Raw genomic sequence first — 25,365 nt, 5'->3', positions numbered from 1 at the left:
ATGCAACTTTATACTAAATTTCAACGGCTTTATCATACGGTTAGGCCGCTGCGCTTCGAGCAAATAGTTTATAGAATTTACTATAAGCTATTTCCATTGAGGAGCATTTCATCCGACTTGGGACCTTGTCGTTCTGCCGACTGGGTCTGGTATGGGCCAGAGGTTATTCAACCGTCATTTTTAGGCGGCAACAGGGTTTGTTTTCTAAATCTGTCTGGGCAGGTTAATTCAGCTCAGGATTGGAATAATCCTGCTTTTGAAAAACTCTGGCTGTATAACCTGCACTATTTTGATGACTTAAATGCCCAAAATAGTATGCATAGAACTTCAACCCAGCTTGCTTTGGTAGAGCGATGGATCTCTGAAAACCCCGCCGCAATAGGCAATGGCTGGGAACCGTATCCTTTATCATTACGGCTGGTAAATTGGATAAAATGGTATAACAGAGTACAACTTAATAAGCCCGAAATTTTATGTAGTATAGATATACAGGCAAAGGCGTTGAGTAAGCAGCTTGAGTATCATATTTTGGGAAATCACCTGTTTGCCAATGCTAAAGCATTAGTTTTTGTAGGTTGTTTTCTACAAGGTGCTGCTGCTGATAAATATCTTGTCGCTGGTTTGAAAATACTTGAACGCGAGATACCAGAGCAGTTTTTAGCAGATGGTGGTCATTTTGAACTTACCCCGATGTATCACTGCATTTTACTTTGGGATCTACTGGATTTAATTAATCTGGCGTCAATAACTAAAAAACAGGCGTTGGCGGTTGTTTTACCTTTTTGGCGACGCGTTGCCGAAAAAGCCTTATATTGGTTAAGAGTAATGCAGCACCCCGATGGTGAGGTGAGCTTTTTTAATGACAGCACTATGGGAATTGCCGCCAGTCCCGCGCAATTGTTCGATTATGCAGCAAGCTTAAAGCTTGAATTAGATACTCATCCGTTACCTGAACTAGTTACCCTTCCTGTTTCTGGTTATAGTCGGGTTTCGATGCTTAACCATACGCTCTTGTTCGACCACGCTGCTGTCGGGCCTGACTATTTACCCGGCCATGCCCATGCTGATACTTTAAGCTTGGAATGGTCTGTTGGACTAGAGCGCGTTCTGGTTAACTCGGGCACCTCAGTTTATGGAGTAAGTCAGGAAAGATTACGCCAACGTAAAACAGCCGCACACAATACTGTTGAAGTCGATAATAGTGACTCTTCGGAAGTGTGGAGCGGCTTTCGTGTTGCTCGCCGAGCATACGCAAAACTTTTAAAAGCTGACAGTGAGAATGGCAATGTGATGCTGAGTGCATCTCATGATGGTTATAAGCGGCTGAAAGGTAAAGTTATCCATCTTCGCGAAGTTAATGTTAATAGAAAAACTTTAGCTATCGTCGATAAATTGCAGGGAAAATATACTACCGCTATCGTTAATTGGCATTTACACCCGGGGGTTAAGGTTGAGCAAATATCTGCTTGCGAACTTATGCTTACCCTCTGTAGTGGTAAGCACGTTAGTATTAAATGCAATGTGCCACTACAAGTCTTACCGTCAACCTGGCACCCTGGTTTTGGTGAAACAATCAGCTCGAAGAAAGTTATAGCACACTTTAGCTCATCGCAAGTGAATACGACTTTTACTGTTAGTTAGGAAACCAATATTGAAAATATTAGTTCTGTCATTTTATTTTGAGCCGGATTTATGTGCCGGTTCTTTTCGCTGTACTGCATTAATTGAGCAATTAAAAAAGCATAAAAACGTTTCACTGGAAGTTATAACAACACTACCAAACCGGTACGCGTCTTTTTCTGCAGAAGCACCTCAGCATGAGGTTAAAGATGGCGTGGAGATTCATCGTATTGCTTTACCTTCGCATAAAAGCGGTATGTTGGACCAAATTAAGGCTTTTACTGCGTATTACAGACAAGCGTTAAAAATAGCAAAGGGTAAAGATTACGACCTTATATTTGCAACATCATCACGTTTATTTACTGCATTTTTAGGTGCCCGGATAGCTTCCTCAAAAAAACTGCCATTATATCTGGATATCAGGGATATTTTTGTTGATACCATTAAGGACGTGCTGTCACCGAAGATTACCTGGCTGGCGAAACCTGTTTTCTCTTTGGTTGAGGCTTATGCGTTTGGCAAAGCTAAACGGATTAATTTGGTCTCAAAAGGCTTTAAAGGTTATTTTTCCAGCCGCTATCCAAATGCTGAGTTTCGCTGGTTCACCAATGGTATTGATAAGGAGTTTCTTGCTGTTGCGCCTCTGGCATCAGAAGTTTCTTCAGCTTCAGAGCAAGTTACAGTGCTTTATGCCGGTAATATGGGGGAAGGACAGGGGTTACACACGATCATTCCTGCTTTGGCAAAACGATTAGGGGGTAAAGCGAAGTTCAGGATTATTGGCGACGGAGGCCGTAAACAGGCGCTTCAGCAAAGATTGAATGGATTGACTAACGTTGAATTATTGCCGCCAGTAAGCCGGGGTGAGCTAATACGTGAGTATCAGAATGCTGACGTATTATTTTTACATTTAAATGACTATCCTGCATTTCGAAAAGTACTCCCTTCAAAAATTTTTGAATACGCTGCATTAGGTAAGCCTGTTTGGGCGGGTGTGTCTGGCTATGCGGCCCAATTTCTTGAGGAGGAAGTCACTAACTCTTCAGTATTTAACCCTGGTAATGATGAAGAAGCTTGTTGCTCTTTTGAAGTATTGGAGTTGGGGGTAAAACCAAGAACTGAGTTTATTAATAAATTCTCTCGTGAGCAAATCATGGCTGAAATGGCCAGTGACATTGTGAGTGTTGTAAAAAATGAAGCTTGAAAAAACTGTACTTCTCACTGGTGCCACCGGTTTTGTTGGTAGCGCAGTAGCATCGGAGATCAAAACTAAAGAGCTTCGTCTTCTGGGCAGGAAAGATCCGCGTTTTACCGAAGCATTATTTTGCCCGGCAGAGATTAGCCCGTTATCAGACTATGCAACTTATCTGGAACAGGTTGATGTGGTTATCCATGCCGCCGCCAGAGTACATGTTATGACAGATACTGCTGTCGACCCACTAGATGAATATCGTGTTGTAAATACCTCAGGTACTTTAAACTTTGCCAGACAGGCGGCTGCCTCTGGTGTTAAGCGCTTTATATTTATTAGCTCGGTAAAAGTAAATGGTGAGGCGACATCTGAGAACCAAGCTTTTCGATATGACAATACACCCAGGCCTGAAGATTATTATGGTATCTCCAAAGCTGAAGCAGAAGCAGGTTTATGGCAAATTGCAGCTGACACCAAGATGGAAGTAGTTATAATTCGTCCGCCATTAGTTTATGGGCCGGGTGTTAAAGCAAATTTTGCGGCGATGTTGATGTTAGCTAAAAAAAACCTGCCCCTCCCGTTGGGTGCCATCCATAATAAGCGTAGCCTGGTGGCACTGGATAACCTGGTAGATTTAATTGTTACCTGTATTGACCACCCGAAAGCTGCTAACCACACCTTTTTGGTAAGTGACGACCAGGATGTATCGACCACTGAGTTACTGCAAATGATGACCCACGCGGCGGGCAAAAAGCCAAGGTTAATACCAGTACCGGTAAGTTGGTTAAAGTTAGCCGGCAAACTAACAGGTAAACAGGCAGTAGTTGACCGGTTGTGTGGTAATTTGCAGGTTGATATCAGCCATACCAAAAAGACCTTGGGTTGGAAGCCGCCGATTACGGTGGAAGAGGGGATTGCTCGCTGCTTTGCAGAGAGTGAATAGTGTTTAGTTTTGAGTGTTAAGTGTTAAGTGTTAAGTGTTGAGTGGTAAATTCCCATTTTAGAGGTTCTATGTTGATTCGGTTGTTAGATATTGCTTTTTCATTCTTTGGTTTGGTGTTCGGTTTTCCGGTGCTGGTTATTCTGACCGTTATTGGTTTTTTTGATACCGGTTCGCCGATCTTTCGCCAGGTCAGGGTAGGGCGGCATAAAAAGCCTTTTACTCTGGTTAAGTTTCGGACCATGAGGCCGGATACCGCTCATGTTGCCAGCCACTTGGCAAGCGCCAGTTCGATAACGCCTTTTGGTGGTTTTTTGCGTAAGACCAAACTGGATGAATTACCGCAGTTATGGAATGTACTTAAAGGTGAAATGAGCTTAGTAGGCCCGAGGCCTTGTTTGTTTAACCAGGAAGAGCTTATAGGTGAGCGTGAGCAGCGCGGAGTATTAAATAGCCGCCCTGGTATTACCGGCCTCGCACAGGTTAATGATATTGATATGTCTACCCCAGAGTTGCTGGCTGAGACAGACGCAAAAATGCTGCAAAGCCTTACAGTAGCTGATTATTTTAAATATATATTAATGACAGTGACTGGTAAGGGGCGGGGGGATAGAGTTAGGTAGTGTTGAGTATTGAGTATTGAGTGCTTAGTGCTTAGTGCTTGATGGTGAGTTGCGAGCATTGCATGGTGAGTTTTATTTTGTAAAAAATTAGTTCTTGGCTATAGATAGTATATGGGTTGGTTAGTTGGGGCACTGGATGCCGGTCGGATCAAACAATGTATTAGAAAAAGCTTTTGATTTTGCTGTTAGGGTGATTAAGCTTTATCAGCATTTGGCGAAAGAACATAAAGAGTATGTTCTCTCAAAACAGCTGCTGCGATGTGGCACTTCTATTGGGGCTAATATTAATGAAGCGCAGGCGGGCCAATCGAAAGCAGATTTTGTCGCCAAAATGAGTATTGCCAGCAAAGAGTCGAGAGAAGCGAAATACTGGTTAGAGCTGCTCTGAGAAACTGGCTATCTCGATACTACACAGCCCCACGTAATAAGCATACTGACTCAAAGCGAAGAGCTGATAAAAATACTTACCAAAATAGTAAAAACCTCACAGCAGAACACTAAACACTAAACCCTAACAACTCATAACTTGCACAAGCTGTCGCCAACCTCGCAGCTGCACGGCATATCTTATATCAAACAATTCCTTGAACCTCCCCTAAGCTCAGCGGTATATTTCCGCCGCTGCAGCCGTCTACACCGCTGCTTTTATTTGCCACTGCCGGTGGTTTATCGTTAGTTGATATCTGGTACTGCAATGACTATTTCTGTAAGCTATGGCCACGAATCAACAGGAGTGATTTATGCAAACGCCTTCGCAAAACCCTGCACAAAACGCTATGCAGAATAAGGGAATGACCCACCTCAAAGCGCTGGAAAACGAATCTATCCAGATTTTCCGGGAAGTAGCTGCCGAGTTTGATAATCCGGTCATGCTGTACTCGGTAGGAAAAGACTCTTCTGTACTGCTGCACCTGGCCCGGAAAGCCTTTTATCCAGGTAAAATTCCGTTTCCGCTGCTGCATGTCGACACCACCTGGAAATTCAAGGAAATGATCGCCTTTCGCGATACCATTGCCAAAAAGTATGATCTCGACTTGCTGGTGCATATTAACCCTGAAGGGCTGGCGATGAATGTTGGCCCGTTCAGCCATGGTAGCGCCAAACATACCGATATTATGAAAACCCAGAGCCTGAAACAGGCGCTGGATAAATATAAGTTTGATGCGGCCTTTGGCGGCGCCCGGCGTGATGAAGAGAAATCGCGGGCGAAAGAGCGGGTGTATTCGTTTCGCGATAAGCATCATCGCTGGGATCCGAAAAACCAGCGGCCGGAGCTTTGGAATATCTTTAATGGCCGGGTTGATAAAGGTGAGAGTATCCGGGTGTTCCCGCTGTCAAACTGGACTGAGCTGGATATCTGGCAATATATCTATTTAGAAAATATCGATATTCCCGATTTGTATTTTGCCAAAGAGCGGCCGGTGCTCGAGCGTGATGGCACTCTTATAATGGTTGATGATGAGCGGATGCCATTAAAAGACGGCGAAACACCGCAGATGAAGCAGGTGCGTTTTCGCACACTGGGCTGCTACCCGTTAACCGGTGCGGTCGAGTCGTCTGCGGCGACCTTACCGGATATTATTCAGGAAATGCTACTGACCAAAACCTCAGAGCGCCAGGGCCGGGTAATTGACCACGATAGCAGTGGCTCGATGGAAAAGAAAAAGATGGAGGGGTACTTTTAGTACCGGGTGAAATACTATGAGTCACGCTTCAGCCTTAATTGAACAAGATATTTTAAGCTATTTACAGCAGCACGAGAACAAACAGCTGCTGCGCTTTATTACCTGCGGCAGTGTTGATGACGGTAAAAGTACCTTAATAGGCCGCTTACTGCACGACAGCAAAATGATCTTTGAAGATCAGCTTGCGGCAATTACAGAAGACAGTAAAAAGTCAGGTACCCAGGGCAATAAAGTGGATCTGGCACTGCTGGTGGATGGCCTGCAGTCAGAGCGCGAGCAGGGTATTACCATTGATGTCGCCTACCGGTATTTTTCAACCGACAAGCGTAAATTTATTATCGCCGATACCCCGGGCCACGAGCAGTATACCCGCAATATGGCGACCGGCGCCTCGACCTGCGATGTGGCAATTATTCTGGTGGATGCCCGTAAGGGCGTGCAAACCCAGACCCGGCGCCACAGTTTTATCTGCAGTTTGCTGGGTATTAAGCACGTCATTGTGGCCATTAATAAAATGGATTTGGTGGACTACTCACAAGCGCGCTACAAAGAAATTCAGGAAGAGTATTTAACCCTGGCCGGCTCGCTGGATATTCCGGATATCCGCTTTGTACCGATTTCAGCGCTGGAAGGCGATAACGTAGTTAACCCCAGCGAAAAGCTGAGCTGGTTCCGTGGCTCTACGTTAATGCAGTATCTGGAAACGATGGAAATCAGTGCCTCAGCCGACAGTCCGGAGTTTCGCTTTCCGGTGCAGCTGGTCAGCCGGCCTAACTCTGACTTTCGCGGCTTTGCCGGTACCATTGCTGCCGGCAGTGTGGCAGTCGGTGATACCATCAGGGTCTTACCGGCCGGTACGATTTCGACGGTGAAATCGATCGTCACTTTTGATGGTGAGCTCGCCGAGGCGCATGCGCCACAGGCAGTAACGCTTACCCTGAATGATGAGATTGATATCAGCCGCGGCAATATGCTGGTGAAAAAAGATGTGCTGGCGCATGTTTCATCAAGGCTTAGGGCTAAGCTTATCTGGATGCATGAGCAGCCAATGAAAACCGAGCGTGATTATTACTTTAAGTTTGCCTGCAAACTGGTGAGCGGCGAAGTGGCCAGGTTGCATTACCGGATTGATGTTAATACTCTGGAAGAGCGCGATGCGCAAAACCTGGGGTTAAACGAAATTGGCCTGGTGGATATTAACTTAACCGAAGCCGTCGCCTTTGATGCCTATTTAAAAAATAAGCAAACCGGCGCCTTTATCGTTATTGACCGCTTAACCAACCTGACCGTAGCGGCCGGGATGGTCGATGCAGCGCTGGCAGCGCAACCTGAGCCCCAGTATGATCCACAACAGGCGCAGGAAATAACCGGCTTAAGCAGCTTTGAGCTAGAGTTTATTCAGCTGTTACGTAAGCATTTTCCGGAATTATCACAAAAAGGCCGTAAATGAGCCTGCCGGCCATTGTGCTGGTGTTGATGTTAGTGCTGCTGGTGGCAGCACTTGTCCGCTATTCAGCGCATTCGACCGGCATTTTTGCTGCTATGTTGCTGGCATTGCTGACGCTGGGCTTTATTGATACCGGGGTATTACTGCGCAATGCGGCAAACCCCGGCCTGGCCACGCTGGTGTTACTGGTGCTTATTTCCTTCTCGCTGGAGAAAACCAGTCTCCTCAGGCGCTTATCCCGTTTTTTATTTACCCGCTCGGTGCCGGGTTCTATCTGGCGCACTATCGGCTTTTCGGCGCTGGCTTCATCGGTGCTGAATAACACTGCTGTGGTAGCGGCAATGTTAAATGCGGTGCGGGCCAATAAAAAAGTGGCACCGACTAAGCTACTTATTCCATTGTCCTATGCCGCCATAATGGGAGGCACCCTGACGTTAATTGGCACCTCCACTAACTTAATTGTTAATTCAATGCTGGTTGAAGCGGGGGAGAGCGGTTTCGCCTTTTTTGACTTTACCTTAATTGGCCTGGGCGTACTGGCTGGCGGCAGTCTGGTGCTGTTTATTATGAGCTATCTGCTACCCGATGATAAAACCGCTGAGGTGGCGATAACTGAATATCTGCTGGAAGCCAAGCTGAATGCCGACTCACCGTTGATTGGCCAGAGTGTTGAGCAGGCCGGGCTGCGCCATTTGGACGAGCTGTTTTTAACCGAAATTGTCCGGGAGCGGGAAGTTATCCGCCCTGTCGCCCGCTATGATGTACTAAAAGCCGGCGATAAACTGATTTTCACCGGCAATGTCCATAAGGTAAATGTGTTAAAGCAGTTTGGCGGTATCAGTTTATTTGCTGATGAAAATGGCCTGACTACCCAGAATCTGACTGAAGTGATCATTAAAGAAGAGTCGGTTTTAAAAGGCAAAACCCTGAAAAAAACCGGTTTTCGGGCCCGGTTTGATGCTGCAGTAGTGGCCGTAAGGCGCGAAGGCGAGCGGGTTAATGGTAAATTAGGCGAGATTGAATTAAAAGCCGGTGATTTTTTATTGCTCGCAACCGGCCCCGATTTTGCCAGCCGGCATAATATCAGTAAGAACTTTTATCTGTTATCCGGCATTGAGCCCGAGCATATGTTAAGCGGCTGGCGTGAACGGTTAACCTGGTGGGGCTTTGTGGCAATGATAGCCGGTACCGTATTTACCGGCACCTCACTATTACTGGCGGCGATTTATTTACTGGCGGCGTTGCTGTTCACCGGGTGTTTAACGATAAATGAAATTAAACGCCGCTTTCCGGTTGAGATTTGGCTGATTGTCAGCAGCGCTTTGTGTATTGCCAGTGCCATGAGCCATACTGGCCTGGCGCAGAATATCAGTGATTTTGCCGGTACTGCTTTAGCCGGTCAGGCGCCGATGGTAACCTTTATCGGTATTTTTCTGCTGACTTATCTGCTTACCGAAGTGATTACTAATAATGCGGCGGCAGCGCTGATGTTTCCGGTAGCTTACAGCCTGGCCAAAGGTATGGGGGTGGATATTATGCCAATGGTTATGGGGGTAGCCTTTGCCGCGTCTGCCAGCTTTGTTACACCTTACGGGTATCAGACTAACTTAATGGTATTTAATGCCAGCAGTTATAAACTGAAGCACTTTTTAATAGTGGGCGGGCCGGTGGCGCTGACCTATGTGGTGCTGAGTATATTGTTGATACCCCTGGTTTTTCCTTTTTAGTACTGTTTCTATTTTAATAGAATTTCCCTTTTAAACACCTGTTACATAGATGGACTTTGCAATGAATAACAATATCGTCTGGCATAATGCCGCAGTAAGCCATAATGAGCGGCAGGGGCGCAATGGCCATAAACCTTGTTTATTGTGGTATACCGGCTTATCCGGCTCAGGCAAGTCGACCATTGCCAATGCCGTAGACCGGCTGTTATTTGATTTGGGCTGCCATACTTATTTGCTGGATGGTGATAACATACGCCATGGCCTGAACCGGGATTTAGGCTTTGATGATGCATCGAGAGTAGAAAATATCCGGCGGATTACCGAAGTCAGTCGGCTGATGCTGGATGCCGGGTTAATTGTCGGTACCGCCTTTATTTCGCCCTTTATTGCCGACCGCGCTCAGGCTAAAGCCCTGGCAGGGGATGCCTTTATCGAAGTGTTTGTCGATACGCCTTTGGCAATATGTGAGCAGCGCGACCCTAAAGGCCTGTATAAAAAAGCCCGCGCCGGCGAAATCGCCCACTTTACCGGGATCAGCTCACCTTACGAAGCGCCAACATCGCCGGATATTCACCTGCAAACGGCAGAGCTGAGTATTGAGCAGGCAGCCAGACAGGTGCTGGCTTTTCTGCGTCATCAGGCTGTCATACCCAAGCCCTAAGTTAAGCTGACATTCATGCCATACTGCTAAAAATAGCTTATTATTGATTAATTTTCCGGTTAGACAGATTTGTGGTGGCTATAGCCGGCCTATCGCTGCTTTGGCTAAACAATAAAAGGACAACGAATGAAAGTCACGGTTTTTGGGATTGGTTATGTCGGCCTGGTGCAGGCGGCGGTTTTGGCTGAAGTCGGGCATGATGTTTACTGCATTGACGTTAATCAGCAGCGGGTGACTGATTTAACCAATGGTATTATGTCTATTTATGAAGCCGGGCTTGAACAATTAGTTAACGGCAATTATCAGGCTGGCCGTTTACACTTTACTACTGATGCTAAAGCCGGTGTCGAGCATGGCGAAGTGCAGTTTATTGCTGTTGGCACACCACCGGAAGAAGATGGTTCTGCTGATTTGCAGTATGTATTGGCGGTTGCCGACACCATTGGCCGCTATATGGATACAGCCAAAGTTATTATTGATAAGTCGACGGTGCCAGTGGGCACGGCTGATAAAGTAACTGCCAGAATTGCTGCGAAACTGGCTGAACGCGGCCTGGCGCTGGAGTTTGATGTAGTCTCTAACCCTGAATTTTTAAAAGAAGGGGTTGCAGTTGCTGATTGCATGCGACCGGATAGGATAATAGTCGGAACTTACAGCGAGCGGCCAAAAGATTTGCTGCGGGAGTTGTACGAGCCGTTTAACCGGATCCACGACAAAATGATGTTTATGGATGTGCGCTCAGCTGAACTGACCAAGTATGCAGCAAATTGTATGCTGGCAACAAAAATCTCATTTATGAATGAAATGGCCAATGTTGCTGAGTTAGTTGGTGCTGATATAGAAGCGGTGCGGCGGGGTATAGGCTCTGATCCGCGAATAGGGTATCACTTTATTTATCCGGGCTGTGGTTATGGTGGTTCTTGTTTTCCGAAGGATGTAACAGCGCTTATCCGTGCTGCCGATAAGGCCGGCCATGATGTGGCATTGTTAAAGGCTGTCGCTAAAGTTAACGACACTCAGAAAACCCGCTTATTTAAGCTGATAAGCAGTTACTTTGGGGAAAACTTACAAGGTAAGATATTTGCGCTATGGGGCTTGAGCTTTAAACCGAAAACCAATGATATCCGTGAAGCCCCGAGCAGAGTGCTGATGGAGTTGTTGTGGCGGGCCGGCGCTGAAGTAAAGGCATACGACCCACAAGCTATGGAAGAGATCCAGCAGCTTTATGGGGTGCGGGATGACTTAACCCTGGTCGGTACCAAAGAAGCCGCTTTAAAAGGCGCCGATGCATTACTGATTTGTACTGACTGGCAGCAATTTAAGGCACCGGATTTTGATTTAATAAAAGCCCAGCTAAATCAGCCGGTTATTTTTGATGGGCGTAATTTGTATGAACCGGAAAGGATGAAACGCAAAGGCTTTAAATACTTCGCGATTGGCCGGGGTGACAGTGTCAGGGAGTTCAAATGAATGTTAAGAAAGCGGTAATACCGGTTGCGGGGCTGGGCACCCGGATGCTGCCGGCGACTAAAGCGATCCCGAAAGAGATGCTGCCAGTCGTCGACAAGCCCCTTATTCAATATGTGGTGAATGAGTGTATAGCGGCAGGCATTAAAGAAATTGTGCTGGTAACCCATTCTTCGAAAAACTCGGTTGAAAATCATTTTGATAAAAGTTTTGAGCTGGAGTCGGTGCTGGAAAAGCGGGTTAAACGGCAGTTATTAGCTGAAGTTCAAGCAATTTGCCCGAAAGATGTGACGATTATGCATGTACGCCAGGGCGAAGCAAAAGGCTTAGGCCATGCCGTACTTTGTGCCTTGCCACTGGTAGGTAATGAGCCTTTTGCCGTGGTGTTGCCCGATGTGATTATTGATTGTTATGACAGCAACCTGAGCACCGATAATCTGGCGCATATGCTGCGGTTATTTGAGCAAACCGGTATTAGTCAGGTAATGGTTGAGCCGGTTGCGATGGAACAGGTTAGTGATTATGGTGTGGTAGATGTGTCTGACCGGCAACTGACGGCCGGCGATTCGCAACAAATGCTGGCGATTGTTGAAAAACCAGCTAAAGAAGAGGCGCCGTCAAATCTTGCGGTGGTGGGGCGCTATGTATTTGATGCGAAGATATGGGGCTGCCTGAAAAAAACTCCGGTGGGTGCCAGTGATGAAATTCAGTTAACTGACGCTATTGCTATGCTGATGGAGACAGAACAGGTAAACGCTTACCATATTAACGGACGTAGCCATGACTGCGGCAATAAACTGGGTTATATCAAAGCCTTTGTTGAGTACGGTATCAGGGATCCGCACCTTGGCGCTGAATTTAAGCACTGGCTTAGCGGATTAAAGTATCTGAAACAGTAACAAAGTTGCTGTTGGCGTGTTTTTGATCTGTCTGTAATCGCGCGCTAATGCTATAATATGGGCAATTTTTGCTATGGCTCTGCCTGAAACGGGCTGAGTTATTTAAACTGATTTACCTGATCTATTGAACCAGTGGTGTTCAGGGAGCAGAACGGATGATGGAGATATAAATGCTTGGATGGTTACTGGGGTTGCCGCGGTCAGTAAAGCGCCTGGTATCAGTGGTGGTTGATATCTGCTTTTTAATGACATCGATTTTAGCGGCGTATTTGCTGACTCAGCATGGTGAGCAGAGTTTTGTGCCGCAGATTGCCCTGGCGTTTACCATTACGTTACCGGTTACCCTGTTTATTTTTACCAAGCTGGGCTTATACCGGGCGGTGATCCGTTATATCGGTCAGCATGCACTCGGTGCGGTGTTAAGTGGTATTGTCAGTAGTGCCATTATCCTGGCACTGTTGTTCGCCTTTTTGGGGGTAAATGATAAAGGTAATCTGATCTTTGTTTATGCGATGCTGGCTCTGGTTACCTCTGGTGGCGTGCGCTTACTGGCACGGATGTTTTTAGTGCAGCGTAATAATGGCCATAAAGAGCGGGTGTTAATTTATGGCGCCGGCTCGTCTGGTCGCCAGTTAGCCCATGCTTTACTTAACGGCGAGCAATACCATCCGGTGATGTTTATTGATGATGACACCACCTTACAACGCTCGACGATATTAGGTATTTCGGTTGGCTCGCCTTCGCAAATAAGCACATTGATTAAAAGTAAAAATATTAGCCGGGTGCTGTTAGCGGTGCCATCCGCCAGCCGGGCGCGGCGGCGGGAAGTGCTGGATAGTCTGGAAGAGCTACCGATACCGGTGCAGTCTATCCCCGGCATGAGCGATCTGGTTGATGGCAGCATGCGGATAGACGAGCTGCAGGATGTCAAAATTGAAGACTTATTGGGCCGCGATGCAGTTGAACCAAAAAGCAAATTAATGAACGCTGATATTAAAGGTAAAGTGGTCATGGTCACCGGTGCCGGTGGCTCCATTGGCTCGGAGTTATGCCGGCAGATTATTCGTTATGAGCCGAAAATGCTGGTGCTGTTTGAGTTATCTGAGTTTGGTTTATACAGTATTGAGCAGGAGCTGGCGGCAATTATCAGCCGAGAAAAGTTTGAGGTAGAGCTTGCGCCTGTTATGGGCACGGTGCAGCGGCAGAATCGGCTGGAAACAGTAATGCGGACTTTTGCGGTAAATACCGTATATCACGCTGCGGCATACAAACACGTGCCACTGGTCGAATATAATGTGGTGGAAGGGGTTCGCAACAACGTGTTTGGCACCTGGTATACCGCAGAGGCCGCAATAAAGGCCCAGGTAGGAACTTTTGTGCTGATTTCAACCGACAAAGCAGTGCGGCCAACCAATGTGATGGGAGCATCAAAAAGGTTGGCTGAGTTGGTGTTGCAAGCACTGGCGGAATATCAGAGCACGACCCGTTTTTGTATGGTGCGCTTTGGTAATGTACTGGGCTCCAGTGGCTCGGTAGTACCGCTGTTTCGCGAACAAATTCGCAAGGGTGGGCCATTAACGGTAACCCATAAAGATATTATCCGTTACTTTATGACGATACCGGAAGCAGCACAATTAGTTATTCAAGCCGGCGCCATGGGTAAAGGTGGTGATGTTTTTGTGCTGGATATGGGCGAGCCGGTAAAAATAGCTGATTTAGCAAGGCGAATGATCCACTTAATGGGGCTGGAAGTTAAAGACGATATTCACCCCAATGGCGATATTGAAATTCAGTACAGCGGCTTGCGGCCCGGTGAAAAACTATATGAAGAGTTGCTGATTGGTGAAAATGTGCGGCAGACTGAGCATAGCCGAATAATGGCAGCCGATGAAGCCAGGCTAAGCTGGCCGGAAATGGCCCATTTGTTAAAGCGGTTGGATGAAGCCTGTGAAGAGTTTGCGGTAGAGAAAATTATCGAGCTTATTCGCAGTGCACCGACCGAGTTTAACTATAGCTGCGCCACCAGTGATCTGGTAGTCAGAGCTGCCTGTGATGTCAGCAGTGGTGGCCAGATAGCGGCAATGGGCCTGGCGACAGCATCAGATAGAGAAACGCTGGTAGTTGGCGTGAAAACTAAGCAAATAGCGTAAATAATTTGGTTATTCTGGTTGAGCTTGCAACCTGATTGGTTTAAGCTGCTGGCAACTGGGATTTTAATTTAAGAAATGAGGGACAGAGTATGAAAAAATTTGTTATTGCTGCGATGGCATTGGCGTTAAGCGCTGGTGTAAATGCTCAACAGGAAGGTGCGGCAGCCGGCGGCACTGGTGTTGCAGGTATTGGTGGTTTAACAGTTGGTGCCCTGACGGCGCTGGGTGTTTCTGCTGCGGTTGCTGCGGCCATTATCTCAAATAACTCTGGCGTTACTTTGCCACCAGAGCAGGAATTTGAGCTGGTGTGTAATGAAGGCGACGGTGCACCTGTAGCGGGCGTTTGTACCAACTCTTCTACGACTACGGCAACCGCTACTGCTACTGCCAGCGTTTCTGGTACTGTTACAAATACTAATACCATCACAGTGGTACCCGTAACAGTAACTTATCCGGCTATCGTGCAGCCAGTAGGCTAAGTTTTCGCTTTTTAAAAGCCGCCTTCTGGCGGCTTTTTTGTTTATATGGCAATTTTTAAAGGTTTGGAAGATGATGCCTGGTAAAAACCTGTTGTTGCTTGGTTGTTGTTTCTGCTTGCTATTTCTGATGTCCTGTTCCGGCACTTACCGCTCTTACACCGATATGCTGCAAATGGCTTTTACCGAAACACCCGACGTTAAGTTGCCCTATTCGGTACTGGCTGCAGCAAAACACGATTATTTATATGTTAAGCAGGGTGAGCAGGCACAGGTAGCGATGGCGCTGATGTTTATTGAACAGGGCCAGTTTAAGTGGGTATCGGCTGACAGAGTGGTATTGGTAACCGAACAGGGCCGGATAGTTCGCACTGTTGGCCTGAAGAACGATTTAGTGTACCTGAGCAATACCAGTAGCGACCCGTTAAAAAAACAGCTAACAGCAGCAGTGGCGACTAACTGGCTGCGTAGTGCCGACTGGCTGCATAATGAATACGGCTATCCTCTGCGCTCGACTTTTCAGTATGGGGCGATTGAACAGCTGACGGTTTTTGGTCAGCAGCTGGATGTTGTGCCAATAATTGAAAATGTCCAGTATCTGGCTGACGCTAATTTTGTCCGGTTTGATGATAAGTGGCAGAACCGGTTCTGGCTGGATGCTAAGACCGGCGTGGTGTTGAAAAGCCGGCAAACATTGGCGCCCGGCGCGGAGCCTTTTGAAATGACTTTTATCAGTGAAGTTGTCCGGCAGCTTCGCCGGGCAGGTATAGACGTGGCGGCAGATGCAGTATGAAAATGACTTATATGATAATAAGTAGTGTGCTGTTATTTTCCGGACTGAGTTTTGCTTCACCTCCGCCTGGTGTTGATCACAAAGCTGCTGTTAATATTGAGATTAATCACCAGAATTACAACTTTAAAACGGAACCGAGACTGGTAGAGGTGCTGGCGCCGGTTGCGCTGCAGCAAAACTGGTACTGGCCGGCTGCAAAGTTGTATCGGCTTAACAGCTCTGGTTTAAACAGCAACGAGCCAGAACACTTGCGGGAAAAAGTGTTACTGCAGCTGCAGGCATTGCAGCGTAATGTGAAGCCGGCATTACAACAAGAATTGGCAGCGCTGCAGTTACAGATAAAAAGCTGGAAGTTAGCCGAGCGGATATTAATTCCGATTGACTACGATCTGGCTCGGGCGCAACAGCCTTTTAATCGCCGTTTTCAGCCAGGTAATTATAAGCTGCAACTGGTTAGCCGGCCTGTGACAGTATTAGTCTGGGGCGCCATAGAAAAATCGCTAACGTTAACTCATAGCGGAGCAACTGCCGTATCTGATTATCTGCCCTCAGTAATGCGTTCTGATTTTGCCGATAAAGCTTACGTTTATATTATTCAGCCCGATGGTCGGATTATTAGAGCCGGTGTCGCGGCCTGGAACCAGCAGCATCTTGAAGCAATGCCTGGCGCACAGGTATTTATCCCCTTTGCTGAGAGCTGGTTTGGGGCAGATATGAATAGTTTAAATAAAAGCATATTGGCACTGGCATTACATTGGGTAGTTGAATGAAATTTTCAGGTTATATTTTAGTCACGGCTTTAAGCGCTTTAGTACTGCTGTCTGCTGGCGCGGGCGCGCAGCAACATAGTGGTAATCTGCATTGGCAACAAGCCGATGGTGAGTCCTCGCAGATGGTTCGTGGCGGCGTGGGTCTTATTCAGACCCCTACTGCCAGAATGCTGCCTGCCGGCAGGATGACAGCAAATTACACTGACAATGAAGAGTACCGGTTCTGGTCGGTCAGTATCCAGCTATTTGACTGGCTAGAAACCACCGCCCGTTATACTGATGTCCGAACCCGGTTGTATAGTCCGTTTCCCGGTTTTAGTAATGACCAGACATATAAAGATAAAGGGCTGGATGTTAAATTTCGGTTATTAGCAGAAAGCCACTATTTGCCGCAGATAGCCGTTGGCTTTAATGATTTTGGTGGCACTGGCTTATTTGAAAGTGAGTTTATTGCGTTAAGTAAAGCCTGGGGGCCACTGGATTTTCACTTAGGTATGGGCTGGGGTTATTTAGGGGCGGCCGGCAATACCTTAAACCCATTTTGTAAGTTTCGGGATAGCTTCTGCAGACGTCCGGCGGGCTTTAGCGGTAGAGGCGGTAAAATAGATTATCAGAAATTTTTTAAAGGCCCAGCGTCACTATTTGGTGGTATTGAGTACCAGACACCATGGCAGCCATTAAGGCTAAAACTGGAATATGAGGGTAATAATTATCAGCAGGATTTTGCCGGTGAGTTATTGCAAGACAGCCGCTGGAATATTGGTGCGGTATATCAGTGGCGGGATGTTACTTTTGATTTAAATTATCAGCGCGGCAATACTCTGGGTTTTGGCCTGCACTATCAGCTGGATTTAAATAGTACTGATCAGCCGAAAATTAAGCCGGCAATGGTTGCGGTAGCGTCCCCGCGACCACAAATTGATGATTTTAAAGATTTAAATGTGATTTTGCGTCAATTGTTATTTAACGCCGGTTTTTATTTAAAAACCTCGAGGATGACGGATGATGAGTTTATTTTATACGGCCATCAGTTGTTTTACCGTGATGAAGAAGAGGCCACTGAGCGCTTAGGCCGGGTTGTGCTAAGTCAGTTACCGTCCCATATAAAACGAATAAGAGTAGTTGAGTTCAGTGGCAATTTGCCACTTTTGGAAAAAGTAATAGAAGTTGAGGCGTTTGCCAGTGCGGCGGCGTATGAGCAGCTGCAACCGGATATCCGCTCGACTTATGTCCGGCAAGCGCCAGAGCAGGATATTATGGCACTGGCTGATGTGCCTTATAATACCGGTTTTTATACCGGCGCGGAGATTTTCTGGATCCAGAGCTTTGGTAATCCGGAAGTTTTTTATATGTATCAGGGCGGCTTATTTCTGGGGGCCGGTTACCGCTTTACTGAAAACTTCAGTTTTAATGGTGCGGCAAAATTAACCCTGCTGGAAAACTTTGATAAGTTTAACTTTAAAGTTGATGCGCTGGATACACCGCTACCCCGGGTACGAACTTATGCGCGTGAGTATGTAACCCGTAGTAAACTAACCATGGAAAATGCGTATGGCCACTGGCAAAAACAGTTAGGCGATAATCTGTTTGTCCAGGCCTATGGTGGTTATCTGGAAACCATGTTTGGCGGGGTAGGTACTGAAGTGCTGTACCGGCCGGTGGACAGCAATTTTGCTTTTGGCTTTGATGTAAACTATGTAAGACAGCGCTCGTTTGAAAACGATTTTGACTTTTTTGACTATAAAACCGTTACCGGTCATATCAATGTGTACTGGCAACCGGATTTCTTGCCTGATACCCGTTTAACCTTCAACGTTGGCCAGTTTCTGGCGAAAGATAAAGGGGTAAATATTGATTTTGCCAAACGCTTTGACAGCGGCATTATTATTGGTGCCTATGCGGCAATAACCGATGCATCGTCTGCCGATTATGGTGAAGGCAGCTTTACCAAGGGCTTTTATTTATCACTACCGTTTGATTTATTTGCCGTTAAACCGGCGAAAGGCCGCGGCCGTTTGCCTTGGGTGCCGATTGCCCGCGATGGTGGTCAGCCGCTGAACCGGCCGGTGAAATTAATTGATATGACCGAAGCACGCTCTGGATTTTATGATTAAGCCGCTAGGTTGAACCGGCGCTAACAATAGTATTCCGACCAGCCGCTTTTGCCTGATAAAGCGCCTGGTCGGCTTTACTGAGCATCAGTTTGGCGCTGGTATCTTTATTAGCGATAACACTGTAACAGCCGATACTGACGGTCAGGTAAGGCGCGACATCAGATTTACAATGTTCGATATTAAGCGCTTCGATATGTTGTTGTACCCGCGTGGCAACCTCAAGGCAGTCGTTATTGTCACAGGCGGGCAGAATAAGGGCAAATTCTTCGCCGCCATAGCGGGCGGCCACTTCGCCCTGGCGGCGGGCCTCTTTGCTAAGCGCAGTGGCCACTTTTTGCAGGGCGTCGTCACCAGCCTGGTGGCCATAATGATCATTAAAGGGTTTAAATAAGTCGATATCCAGCAAAATTAAGCTAAGCGGTAACTCGCTGCGGGCGCTACGTTGTAATTCTTCCAGCAGCTTCTCATCAAAATGCCGGCGGTTTGCCAAACCGGTGAGCCCGTCCTGATTTGCCTGTTTTTGCAGCTCCTGATTGGCTTTTAGCAATTGCTGCTGAATTTGCTGCAATGAGACCCGGTAGTTAACATTCTGAATGCTGTTGGCAATCATTTCGCCAACCAGTTTAATCCGGCGTAAATCATTGCTGGTCCAGTTGCGCTGGCGGGCAACCATGTCGCAGCCGACAAAACCAATCAGTTTCTGACCAGCAAGCATTGCAGTACATAATACTGACTGGATATTTTCATTATTAAATTCAAGCTGTTCTGCGCTGGCTTCAGCTGGCAATTTGCTGACATCGGCCACGGCAAAAATATGATCCCGCTGAATTTTTTCAAAAAAGTACGGTAAAGCATAGTCAGGAATATGCTGCAGGTTGTCTTTATGAGAAACGACCTCGTCACGTACCCACTCATGGGTATTGCTCATTTCACTGAGATCGTCGGTAAACTGAAAAATATAGCTGCGATCAGCGTGGCAGAATTCACCCAGGGCGGCCAACGCATCTTCAACGTGCTGGTCCAATGCTTCACTGCTGACATTAATAAGCTCGGTCGAAATCAGCGACATTAATTTGTCAAAGGCCAGCGCTTCTTCCAGCTCTGCGATATCAGGCGCTGGCGCACCAGGCGTTGCTTTGTTTGTTGCAGCGCTGCTGTCGCTTTGCTGTGGGCAAAGGGTAACGATAATGGTATTACCGATACTGAACTGCAGTTTTATCAGCTGACTATGCAGGGTAAAAGGGGTTGCGGTGCCTTTGATATCAAGTAACACATCCTGAGATAACGCTGTGCCACTTAACGCCAGCAGCAAAGGGTTCGATAGCAGGCTTATTCTGTTGTGGTGCTGATCCAGCAAGCGGATTTCGGACAGTTGCGGCAGGCTGAGCGGCTTAGTTGGCAGACTGACATTCAGCAAGGTGCGGGCGGCTTCATTGGCAAAAATATCCGCTTTGGCGCTTTCTTTATAAAGCAGCGCCACTGGCAATTGATCTAAAATGGCCCAAAAATGGGGATAAGCGTCTGAGTTATCAGCCATAAATCACTATAGTTGTTTTTGCTAACTATAACGGATTGAGCGTTTATGGCAACCTGATGACGACTAAAGCCAACTTACGGCTGCTGCCAGACCAATTGTTTAAAATGTTGACGGCACATCGAAACATAGCTTTCATTACCGCCAATTTGCACCTGGCTGCCCGCTGTCGCAGCATTGCCGTCGGCATCCAACCGCACCACAAAGTTTGCTTTGCGGCCACAGTGGCAGATGGTTTTCAGTTCAATGAGTTTATCGGCCCAGGCCAGCAGGGCTTCGCTGCCGGCAAAGGTTTCACCGAGAAAATCAGTTCGCAGGCCAAACGCCAGCACCGGCACATTCAGCTCGTCGACGATATCGGTAAGCTGGCGTACCTGAATTTTGCTGAGAAACTGCGCTTCGTCAATCAGCACACAGTCGAGCCGGTCTTCGGCTTTAAGCTGCTTAACATGGTCAGTAAAATTAAACTGAGGGTCAAAGATATGGGCGTCCATCGCCAGGCCAATGCGCGAGCTGACTTTACCCAGACCAAAGCGGTTATCCAGCGCTGCGGTGTAAATAGCAACGGTCATCCCTCTTTCCTGATAGTTATAAGCGCTTTGTAATAACGAGGTCGATTTACCGGCATTCATCGCCGAATAGTAAAAATAGAGTTGGGCCATTGGCTGATCCTGAAATTTGACGGCTAAGAATAACCAAAGCGACTACCGCTGTAAACGCCGGCTGTTGGCTGTGGATTGGCTTTAGCCGCTGTTACAGGCATACTTTGCCGGATAATTACGTAATTTACTTAACCTGACAGGAAAAACAGATGGAAAAATTGATGTTGCTGCCGGTAATTGCCCAGGTACTGCTGACCAGTGTGGTAATGATTATTATGGGCCGCCGGCGTATTAGTGCGGCAAAAACCAAACAAATAACGATGGGTGCCTTTCGCACCATGGATTTAACCGGCGCCAGTGAGCAGGTTATTGCTACCAGTCGTAATTTTGATAATCAGTTTCAGATGCCAATGCTGTATTTGTTCAGTGTTTTATTCTGCTTACAGTTTGGCCTGACAGACCTGACCTTTGTCATTATGGGCGCCGTTTTTGTCGTACTGCGCTACTGGCATACTATTATTCACATTGGCAGTAATAACGTGCGGTTGCGCTTTCGGGTATTTTTGCTGGGGTGCTTAGTGCTCTGGCTGATTTGGATCCGGCTGTTGGTGCTGGCGTTTATGTAAATGTCATGGTTTGCATCACATTGGCCAGTTAATGCATCGGATAAGGCTGTTACGGTGTATAGTCTGATATAAAGCTGATAATTATAGCGGGGTGATCTGATGCGACCATTGCGAATACTGCCCGTATTGCTTGCTATCGCTGCCATTGTTGTTGCGCCGGTGGCGGCTCAGACCAGCAGATTACTTATTGCCACAGATGCTGAGTACGCCAAGGGTGAAGCCCGGCCGATGCCAGATACGCAGCGTCGGTTTGCCAGTAAATATGCCAGCAGCATTGCAGCTGTTGGCTTGTCTGAGCAACGGCAACCGGCAACGGGGTTGCTGCAGGTTACACTGCATGACGGCGCCTCAGTCGCTCAGGCGCTGGCGTATTATAACCGGTTGCCGGGGGTTCGTTTTGCTGAGCCCGATCACCGGCTGACAAAACAGCAAACTCCTGACGACCCGCAGTTCAGTCTGCAGTGGCATCTGCAACAGTTGCAAGGCATCAATGCCCCCGGTCTGTGGCAGTTTACCACTGGCGATCCGCAGCTGGTCGTGGCAGTCATTGATACCGGCGTTGCTTATCAGCACCCTGATTTACAGGATAACCTATGGCGCAATCCGGCTGAAAACGCCAATGGTCTGGATGATGACGGTAACGGCTATATCGATGATATTTTTGGTATTGATACTGCCAACAACAGCAGTAACCCGGCAGATGAAGATGGCCACGGCACGCAGATCAGCGGCATTATTGGTGCCGTTGGTAATAACAGCCAGGGGATAGCCGGCGTTAACTGGCAATTGCAGGTGCTGAACTGCAAGTTTTTAGATGAAACCGGCAGTGGTTTTGTCAGCGATGCCATTGCCTGCCTGGATTATGTGCTGGATTTAAAGCAAAACCGCGGCATCAATATTATCGCCACCAATAACTCCTGGGGTGGTCCGGGCGAGTCGCAGGCGTTGTATGAAGCCATTAAACGCCAGCAGGATGCCGGCATATTATTTATTGCCAGTGCTGGTAACAGTGGTAACCAGAGCCTGCTGTATCCCGCCGCTTACGATTTGGCCAATATAATCAGTGTTGCGGCGCACGACCAGCAGCAAAACAAGGCGTCTTTCAGTAACTATGGCCGGGACTGGGTAGATGTAACTGCTCCCGGCGTGGCCATATTAACAACAGATTTAGCCAATGCTTACCAGGCAGTTGCCGGTACCTCGATGGCGGCACCGCTGGTAACCGGCCTGGTGGCACTGTTAAAGGCCGCCGAGCCCGGGCTGGACTGGCCGGCACTGCGGGCAAGACTATTACTTACCGGCAAAATCAGTACTGATCCATTAATTCGGGACCATACCGTAAGCGGTAAACTGCTGCTGGCCAGCAACAGTGGCCGCAGTGCAGCGCTGGATAACGGTGTGCTGGAGTGCCAGACCCCGCCAGCGCGGCGCATATTGCCCGGCCCTGCAGTATTATATTTACGACCGGGCAGCAGCCTGGATATCAAAGTGCTGAGTATCGATTGTAACGGGAATAGTACGACACCGACTGTAACTGACAGTCTTAGTGGCCAGCGGCTTGACCTGACTGAGCGTGCCACTATGCCAGATGGTATTTTCAGTGGTCAGTGGCAGTTTGCCGGCCAGGCTACAGAGCTGCGGTTTGCCGATTCAGTGGTGACGGTACTGCCCCGCAACGACAACTACTGTAATGAGCTGAACAGCCCCGGGGTGCCTCTGGCGCAGTGTCAGGCGCTGGTACAACTTTATTATGATACGTTGGGTCAGAGTTGGCTGAATAATACAGGCTGGCTTGATCCTGCTGTCGGTGTGTGTGACTGGGCAGGGGTCAGTTGCAGTAATGGACAGATAACCGAGCTGAATTTAACAAATAATAACCTGAGCGGCGAACTACCGGCCGCGCTTAGTGGTCTGAATGCGCTAACCGTTCTGGATTTAAGTTTTAACAGTCTCAGTGGCAGTTTCCCGCTGGTATTATTGCAGCTTGATAAGCTGCAGCGGTTAAGCCTGTGGCAAAATGGCTTTTCAGGATCCATTCCGGCAGCAATCAGTGAGCTGAGTGCTTTACAGCAGCTGGATTTATCCTTTAATAATTTCAGTGGTAGCCTGCCTGCTGCTTTGGGCCAGTTAAACGAATTGCAGCGGTTGTTTGTTGAATCAAATCAGTTAGCTGGTGCACTGCCCGCAGCGCTTTCAACCCTGACGAATTTACGCGTGCTGTGGTTGGCGGATAACAATTTTAATGGTACCTTGCCGCAGAATTTTATTGAGTTAACCAGTGTAACGGCATTCAGTTACCAGAATACCAGCTTGTGTCCGCCTAAAAATCTGGCGTTCTCCAGCTGGCTAGCCGGGATTGCTACACTGGAGCGTAACATTGACTGCGCCAACAGTAGTCCGCAGGTTGCAACGCCAGCCAGTATTTCGGCACAAAGCGGTGCGACAGTGCAGCTGCAGGCCACAGCGACCGACAGCGATAATGATCTGTTGCGCTATCGCTGGCAGCAGGTTTCCGGGCCGACGGTAACGTTAGCTAATGCCACCAGTCTGACCGCCAGTTTTACGGCGCCAATGCTTAGCAGCAGTGCCAGCCTGGTATTCAGATTTACTGCAGATGATGGGCTGAGCGAAAGCAGCAGTACTACTGAGGTGCAGATAAATCCGGCCGGGAGTGGCGGGGCAGGCAGTAGCAGTGGTGGCGGCGTTGGCTATAGCCTGCTGCTGGTGCTGGCACTCTGCAGCGGCTGGCGACGCTATGGCGCTGGCTGCCGACATTGACAATTTTGAGGTTATTTTGATTCGGGTATTTTCAGTTGTAGTACTAATGAATTTGTTTTTGTTGCTGCCAACCGCACTTAACGCAGAGCAGCTAGCTGCCGGACCTTTAGCGACTGAGCTGGCAGAGTTTGATCGCTACTTTAACGAGCAGATGGCCAAACATGGCATTCCTGGTGCCGCTTATGCGGTGGTGTATCAGAATAAGATTATCAGTGCCAAAGGTTATGGGGTCAGGGATATTGATGGCGATAAGCCGGTGAACCCCTATACGGTGTTCCGGATTGCCTCGGTGTCCAAAACCTTTGCCGCCGGCCTGGCCAGCCTGCTGGAAGAGCGGGGCCACTTTCGCTGGGACGAGTCGGTGGTGCAGTATATCCCGGAGTTTTCATTTAAAAATGCCCAGTATAATCCGCAGCTGAAAATTGAGCATTTGTTGTCTCAAAGCAGCGGGGTGATGCCCAATGCCTACGATAACCTGATTGAAGCCAATATTTTACCGGAGCGGATATTACCGCAGTTTCAGAAAATCGACCCTTTGTGTAACCCCGGCCAGTGTTATGGCTATCAGAATGTGCTGTTCAGTCTGATCGAGCCGATTATCAGCCAGACTACCAGCAGCGATTACGCCAGTTTGCTGAAGAAGAATATTTTTGAGCCGTTGCAGCTGCCAACGGCCTCTGTTGGCCTTGAAGCCTATTTGCTGAATGAAAACCGCGCCAGCCCGCATATCCGGGCCCGTGGCCGCTGGCATTCGCGCAATGTTAACCAGAGTTACTACCGGTTTGCGCCGGCGGCAGGTGTTAATGCCAGCGTGATAGACTTAAGCCACTGGCTGATCGCCCAGCTGGGTTATTATCCGCAGGTGATGCCGCAAAAGGTGTTGGATAAAATTATTGAAAAGCGGGTGAAAACCCCGCGGGATTTACGCCGGGCAAAGTGGCGGAACTACATTACAGAGGCGCACTATGCGCTGGGCTGGCGGGTTTACCAGTTTGGCAGCGAGCAACTTATTTACCACGGTGGCTGGGTGCAGGGCTTTCGGGCAGAACTGGCTTATTCACGCGAGCGGGAACTGGGACTGGTTATTTTACTGAATGCCGAATCAAACGTTGTTAATGAGCTAAGCACCACGTTCTGGGCCTCGATGTTCAGCGCTTTGCAGCAGCAGGATAAGGCCAGTCTGGCAAAGTGCACCGTTAATACTGCCGGCCAAACCCAATGTTAATGGCGCTGCTAAATTAGATTAGCCGGCTAACTGCTC

21 protein-coding genes are annotated in these 25,365 nt (G+C 47.9%); 19 read left to right on the top strand and 2 right to left on the bottom strand.

The window, feature by feature from the left end; genetic code table 11:
* The 16 genes from R3187_RS12600 to R3187_RS12525 all read left to right on the top strand — a co-directional run bounded on the left by R3187_RS12600 (position 1) and on the right by R3187_RS12525 (position 18,564).
* The gene (locus R3187_RS12600) at positions 1-1,641 is read left to right on the top strand and encodes an alginate lyase family protein (protein ID WP_318967408.1); all 1,641 of its coding nucleotides are present in this window, start codon (positions 1-3) and stop codon (positions 1,639-1,641) included.
* A 10-nt stretch (positions 1,642-1,651) separates the two neighbouring features.
* Positions 1,652-2,824, top strand: a complete 1,173-nt coding sequence (locus tag R3187_RS12595) for a glycosyltransferase family 4 protein (RefSeq protein WP_318967407.1) — start codon at positions 1,652-1,654, stop codon at positions 2,822-2,824.
* The gene (locus R3187_RS12590; RefSeq protein WP_318967406.1) at positions 2,814-3,755 is read left to right on the top strand and encodes an SDR family oxidoreductase; all 942 of its coding nucleotides are present in this window, start codon (positions 2,814-2,816) and stop codon (positions 3,753-3,755) included. The genes R3187_RS12595 and R3187_RS12590 overlap by 11 nt, the downstream gene beginning before the upstream one ends.
* 68 nt (positions 3,756-3,823) lie before the next feature.
* The gene (locus R3187_RS12585) at positions 3,824-4,375 is read left to right on the top strand and encodes a sugar transferase (RefSeq protein WP_318967405.1); all 552 of its coding nucleotides are present in this window, start codon (positions 3,824-3,826) and stop codon (positions 4,373-4,375) included.
* 124 nt (positions 4,376-4,499) lie between these two features.
* Positions 4,500-4,763, top strand: coding sequence for a four helix bundle protein (locus tag R3187_RS12580; RefSeq protein WP_318967404.1), 264 nt, complete (start codon positions 4,500-4,502; stop codon positions 4,761-4,763).
* 352 nt (positions 4,764-5,115) lie between these two features.
* Positions 5,116-6,060, top strand: a complete 945-nt coding sequence (gene cysD / locus R3187_RS12575) for a sulfate adenylyltransferase subunit CysD (protein WP_318967403.1) — start codon at positions 5,116-5,118, stop codon at positions 6,058-6,060.
* Between the two features lie 16 nt (positions 6,061-6,076).
* On the top strand, positions 6,077-7,510 hold the full coding sequence (gene cysN, locus R3187_RS12570; RefSeq protein WP_318967402.1) for a sulfate adenylyltransferase subunit CysN: 1,434 nt from the start codon (positions 6,077-6,079) through the stop codon (positions 7,508-7,510).
* On the top strand, positions 7,507-9,234 hold the full coding sequence (locus R3187_RS12565; RefSeq protein WP_318967401.1) for an SLC13 family permease: 1,728 nt from the start codon (positions 7,507-7,509) through the stop codon (positions 9,232-9,234). Before cysN ends, R3187_RS12565 begins: the two co-directional genes overlap by 4 nt.
* 61 nt (positions 9,235-9,295) lie before the next feature.
* A complete protein-coding gene (cysC, locus tag R3187_RS12560; RefSeq protein WP_318967400.1) occupies positions 9,296-9,895 on the top strand; it encodes an adenylyl-sulfate kinase in 600 nt (199 codons plus the stop codon).
* 126 nt (positions 9,896-10,021) lie between these two features.
* Positions 10,022-11,365, top strand: coding sequence for a UDP-glucose/GDP-mannose dehydrogenase family protein (locus tag R3187_RS12555; protein WP_318967399.1), 1,344 nt, complete (start codon positions 10,022-10,024; stop codon positions 11,363-11,365).
* Positions 11,362-12,261, top strand: a complete 900-nt coding sequence (gene galU / locus R3187_RS12550; protein WP_318967398.1) for a UTP--glucose-1-phosphate uridylyltransferase GalU — start codon at positions 11,362-11,364, stop codon at positions 12,259-12,261. Before R3187_RS12555 ends, galU begins: the two co-directional genes overlap by 4 nt.
* A gap of 170 nt (positions 12,262-12,431) precedes the next feature.
* A complete protein-coding gene (locus R3187_RS12545; RefSeq protein WP_318967397.1) occupies positions 12,432-14,411 on the top strand; it encodes a nucleoside-diphosphate sugar epimerase/dehydratase in 1,980 nt (659 codons plus the stop codon).
* An 89-nt stretch (positions 14,412-14,500) separates the two neighbouring features.
* Entirely contained in the window at positions 14,501-14,890 is a 390-nt protein-coding gene (locus tag R3187_RS12540) for a hypothetical protein (RefSeq protein WP_318967396.1), read from the top strand.
* 70 nt (positions 14,891-14,960) lie between these two features.
* Positions 14,961-15,680, top strand: a complete 720-nt coding sequence (locus R3187_RS12535; protein ID WP_318967395.1) for a YjbF family lipoprotein — start codon at positions 14,961-14,963, stop codon at positions 15,678-15,680.
* Positions 15,677-16,450 carry a capsule biosynthesis GfcC family protein gene (locus R3187_RS12530; RefSeq protein WP_318967394.1) on the top strand — a complete coding sequence of 258 codons (774 nt, stop codon included), beginning with the start codon at positions 15,677-15,679 and terminating at the stop codon, positions 16,448-16,450. The genes R3187_RS12535 and R3187_RS12530 overlap by 4 nt, the downstream gene beginning before the upstream one ends.
* Positions 16,447-18,564: a YjbH domain-containing protein gene (locus tag R3187_RS12525; RefSeq protein WP_318967393.1), complete on the top strand. Its 2,118-nt coding sequence runs from the start codon at positions 16,447-16,449 to the stop codon at positions 18,562-18,564. Before R3187_RS12530 ends, R3187_RS12525 begins: the two co-directional genes overlap by 4 nt.
* 4 nt (positions 18,565-18,568) lie before the next feature.
* Here the strand turns inward: R3187_RS12525 and R3187_RS12520 are convergent, their stop codons facing one another.
* Both R3187_RS12520 and R3187_RS12515 read right to left on the bottom strand, forming a co-directional pair.
* The gene (locus R3187_RS12520; RefSeq protein ID WP_318967392.1) at positions 18,569-20,101 is read right to left on the bottom strand and encodes a diguanylate cyclase; all 1,533 of its coding nucleotides are present in this window, start codon (positions 20,099-20,101) and stop codon (positions 18,569-18,571) included.
* A 74-nt stretch (positions 20,102-20,175) separates the two neighbouring features.
* On the bottom strand, positions 20,176-20,760 hold the full coding sequence (locus R3187_RS12515) for a thymidine kinase (RefSeq protein WP_318967391.1): 585 nt from the start codon (positions 20,758-20,760) through the stop codon (positions 20,176-20,178).
* Between the two features lie 149 nt (positions 20,761-20,909).
* Between R3187_RS12515 and R3187_RS12510 the strand changes: the two genes are divergently transcribed.
* The 3 genes from R3187_RS12510 (at position 20,910) to R3187_RS12500 (ending at position 25,329) form a co-directional block, all read left to right on the top strand.
* Positions 20,910-21,326, top strand: coding sequence for an MAPEG family protein (locus R3187_RS12510; protein ID WP_318967390.1), 417 nt, complete (start codon positions 20,910-20,912; stop codon positions 21,324-21,326).
* A 99-nt stretch (positions 21,327-21,425) separates the two neighbouring features.
* The gene (locus tag R3187_RS12505; protein WP_318967389.1) at positions 21,426-24,104 is read left to right on the top strand and encodes a S8 family peptidase; all 2,679 of its coding nucleotides are present in this window, start codon (positions 21,426-21,428) and stop codon (positions 24,102-24,104) included.
* On the top strand, positions 24,082-25,329 hold the full coding sequence (locus R3187_RS12500) for a serine hydrolase domain-containing protein (RefSeq protein ID WP_318967388.1): 1,248 nt from the start codon (positions 24,082-24,084) through the stop codon (positions 25,327-25,329). Before R3187_RS12505 ends, R3187_RS12500 begins: the two co-directional genes overlap by 23 nt.
* Positions 25,330-25,365 lie beyond the last annotated feature (36 nt).

The sequence above is a fragment of the Arsukibacterium sp. genome (assembly GCF_033721375.1).
Classification (GTDB): Bacteria; Pseudomonadota; Gammaproteobacteria; order Enterobacterales; family Alteromonadaceae; genus Alishewanella.
This window is presented reverse-complemented; position numbering and strand designations above follow the sequence as displayed.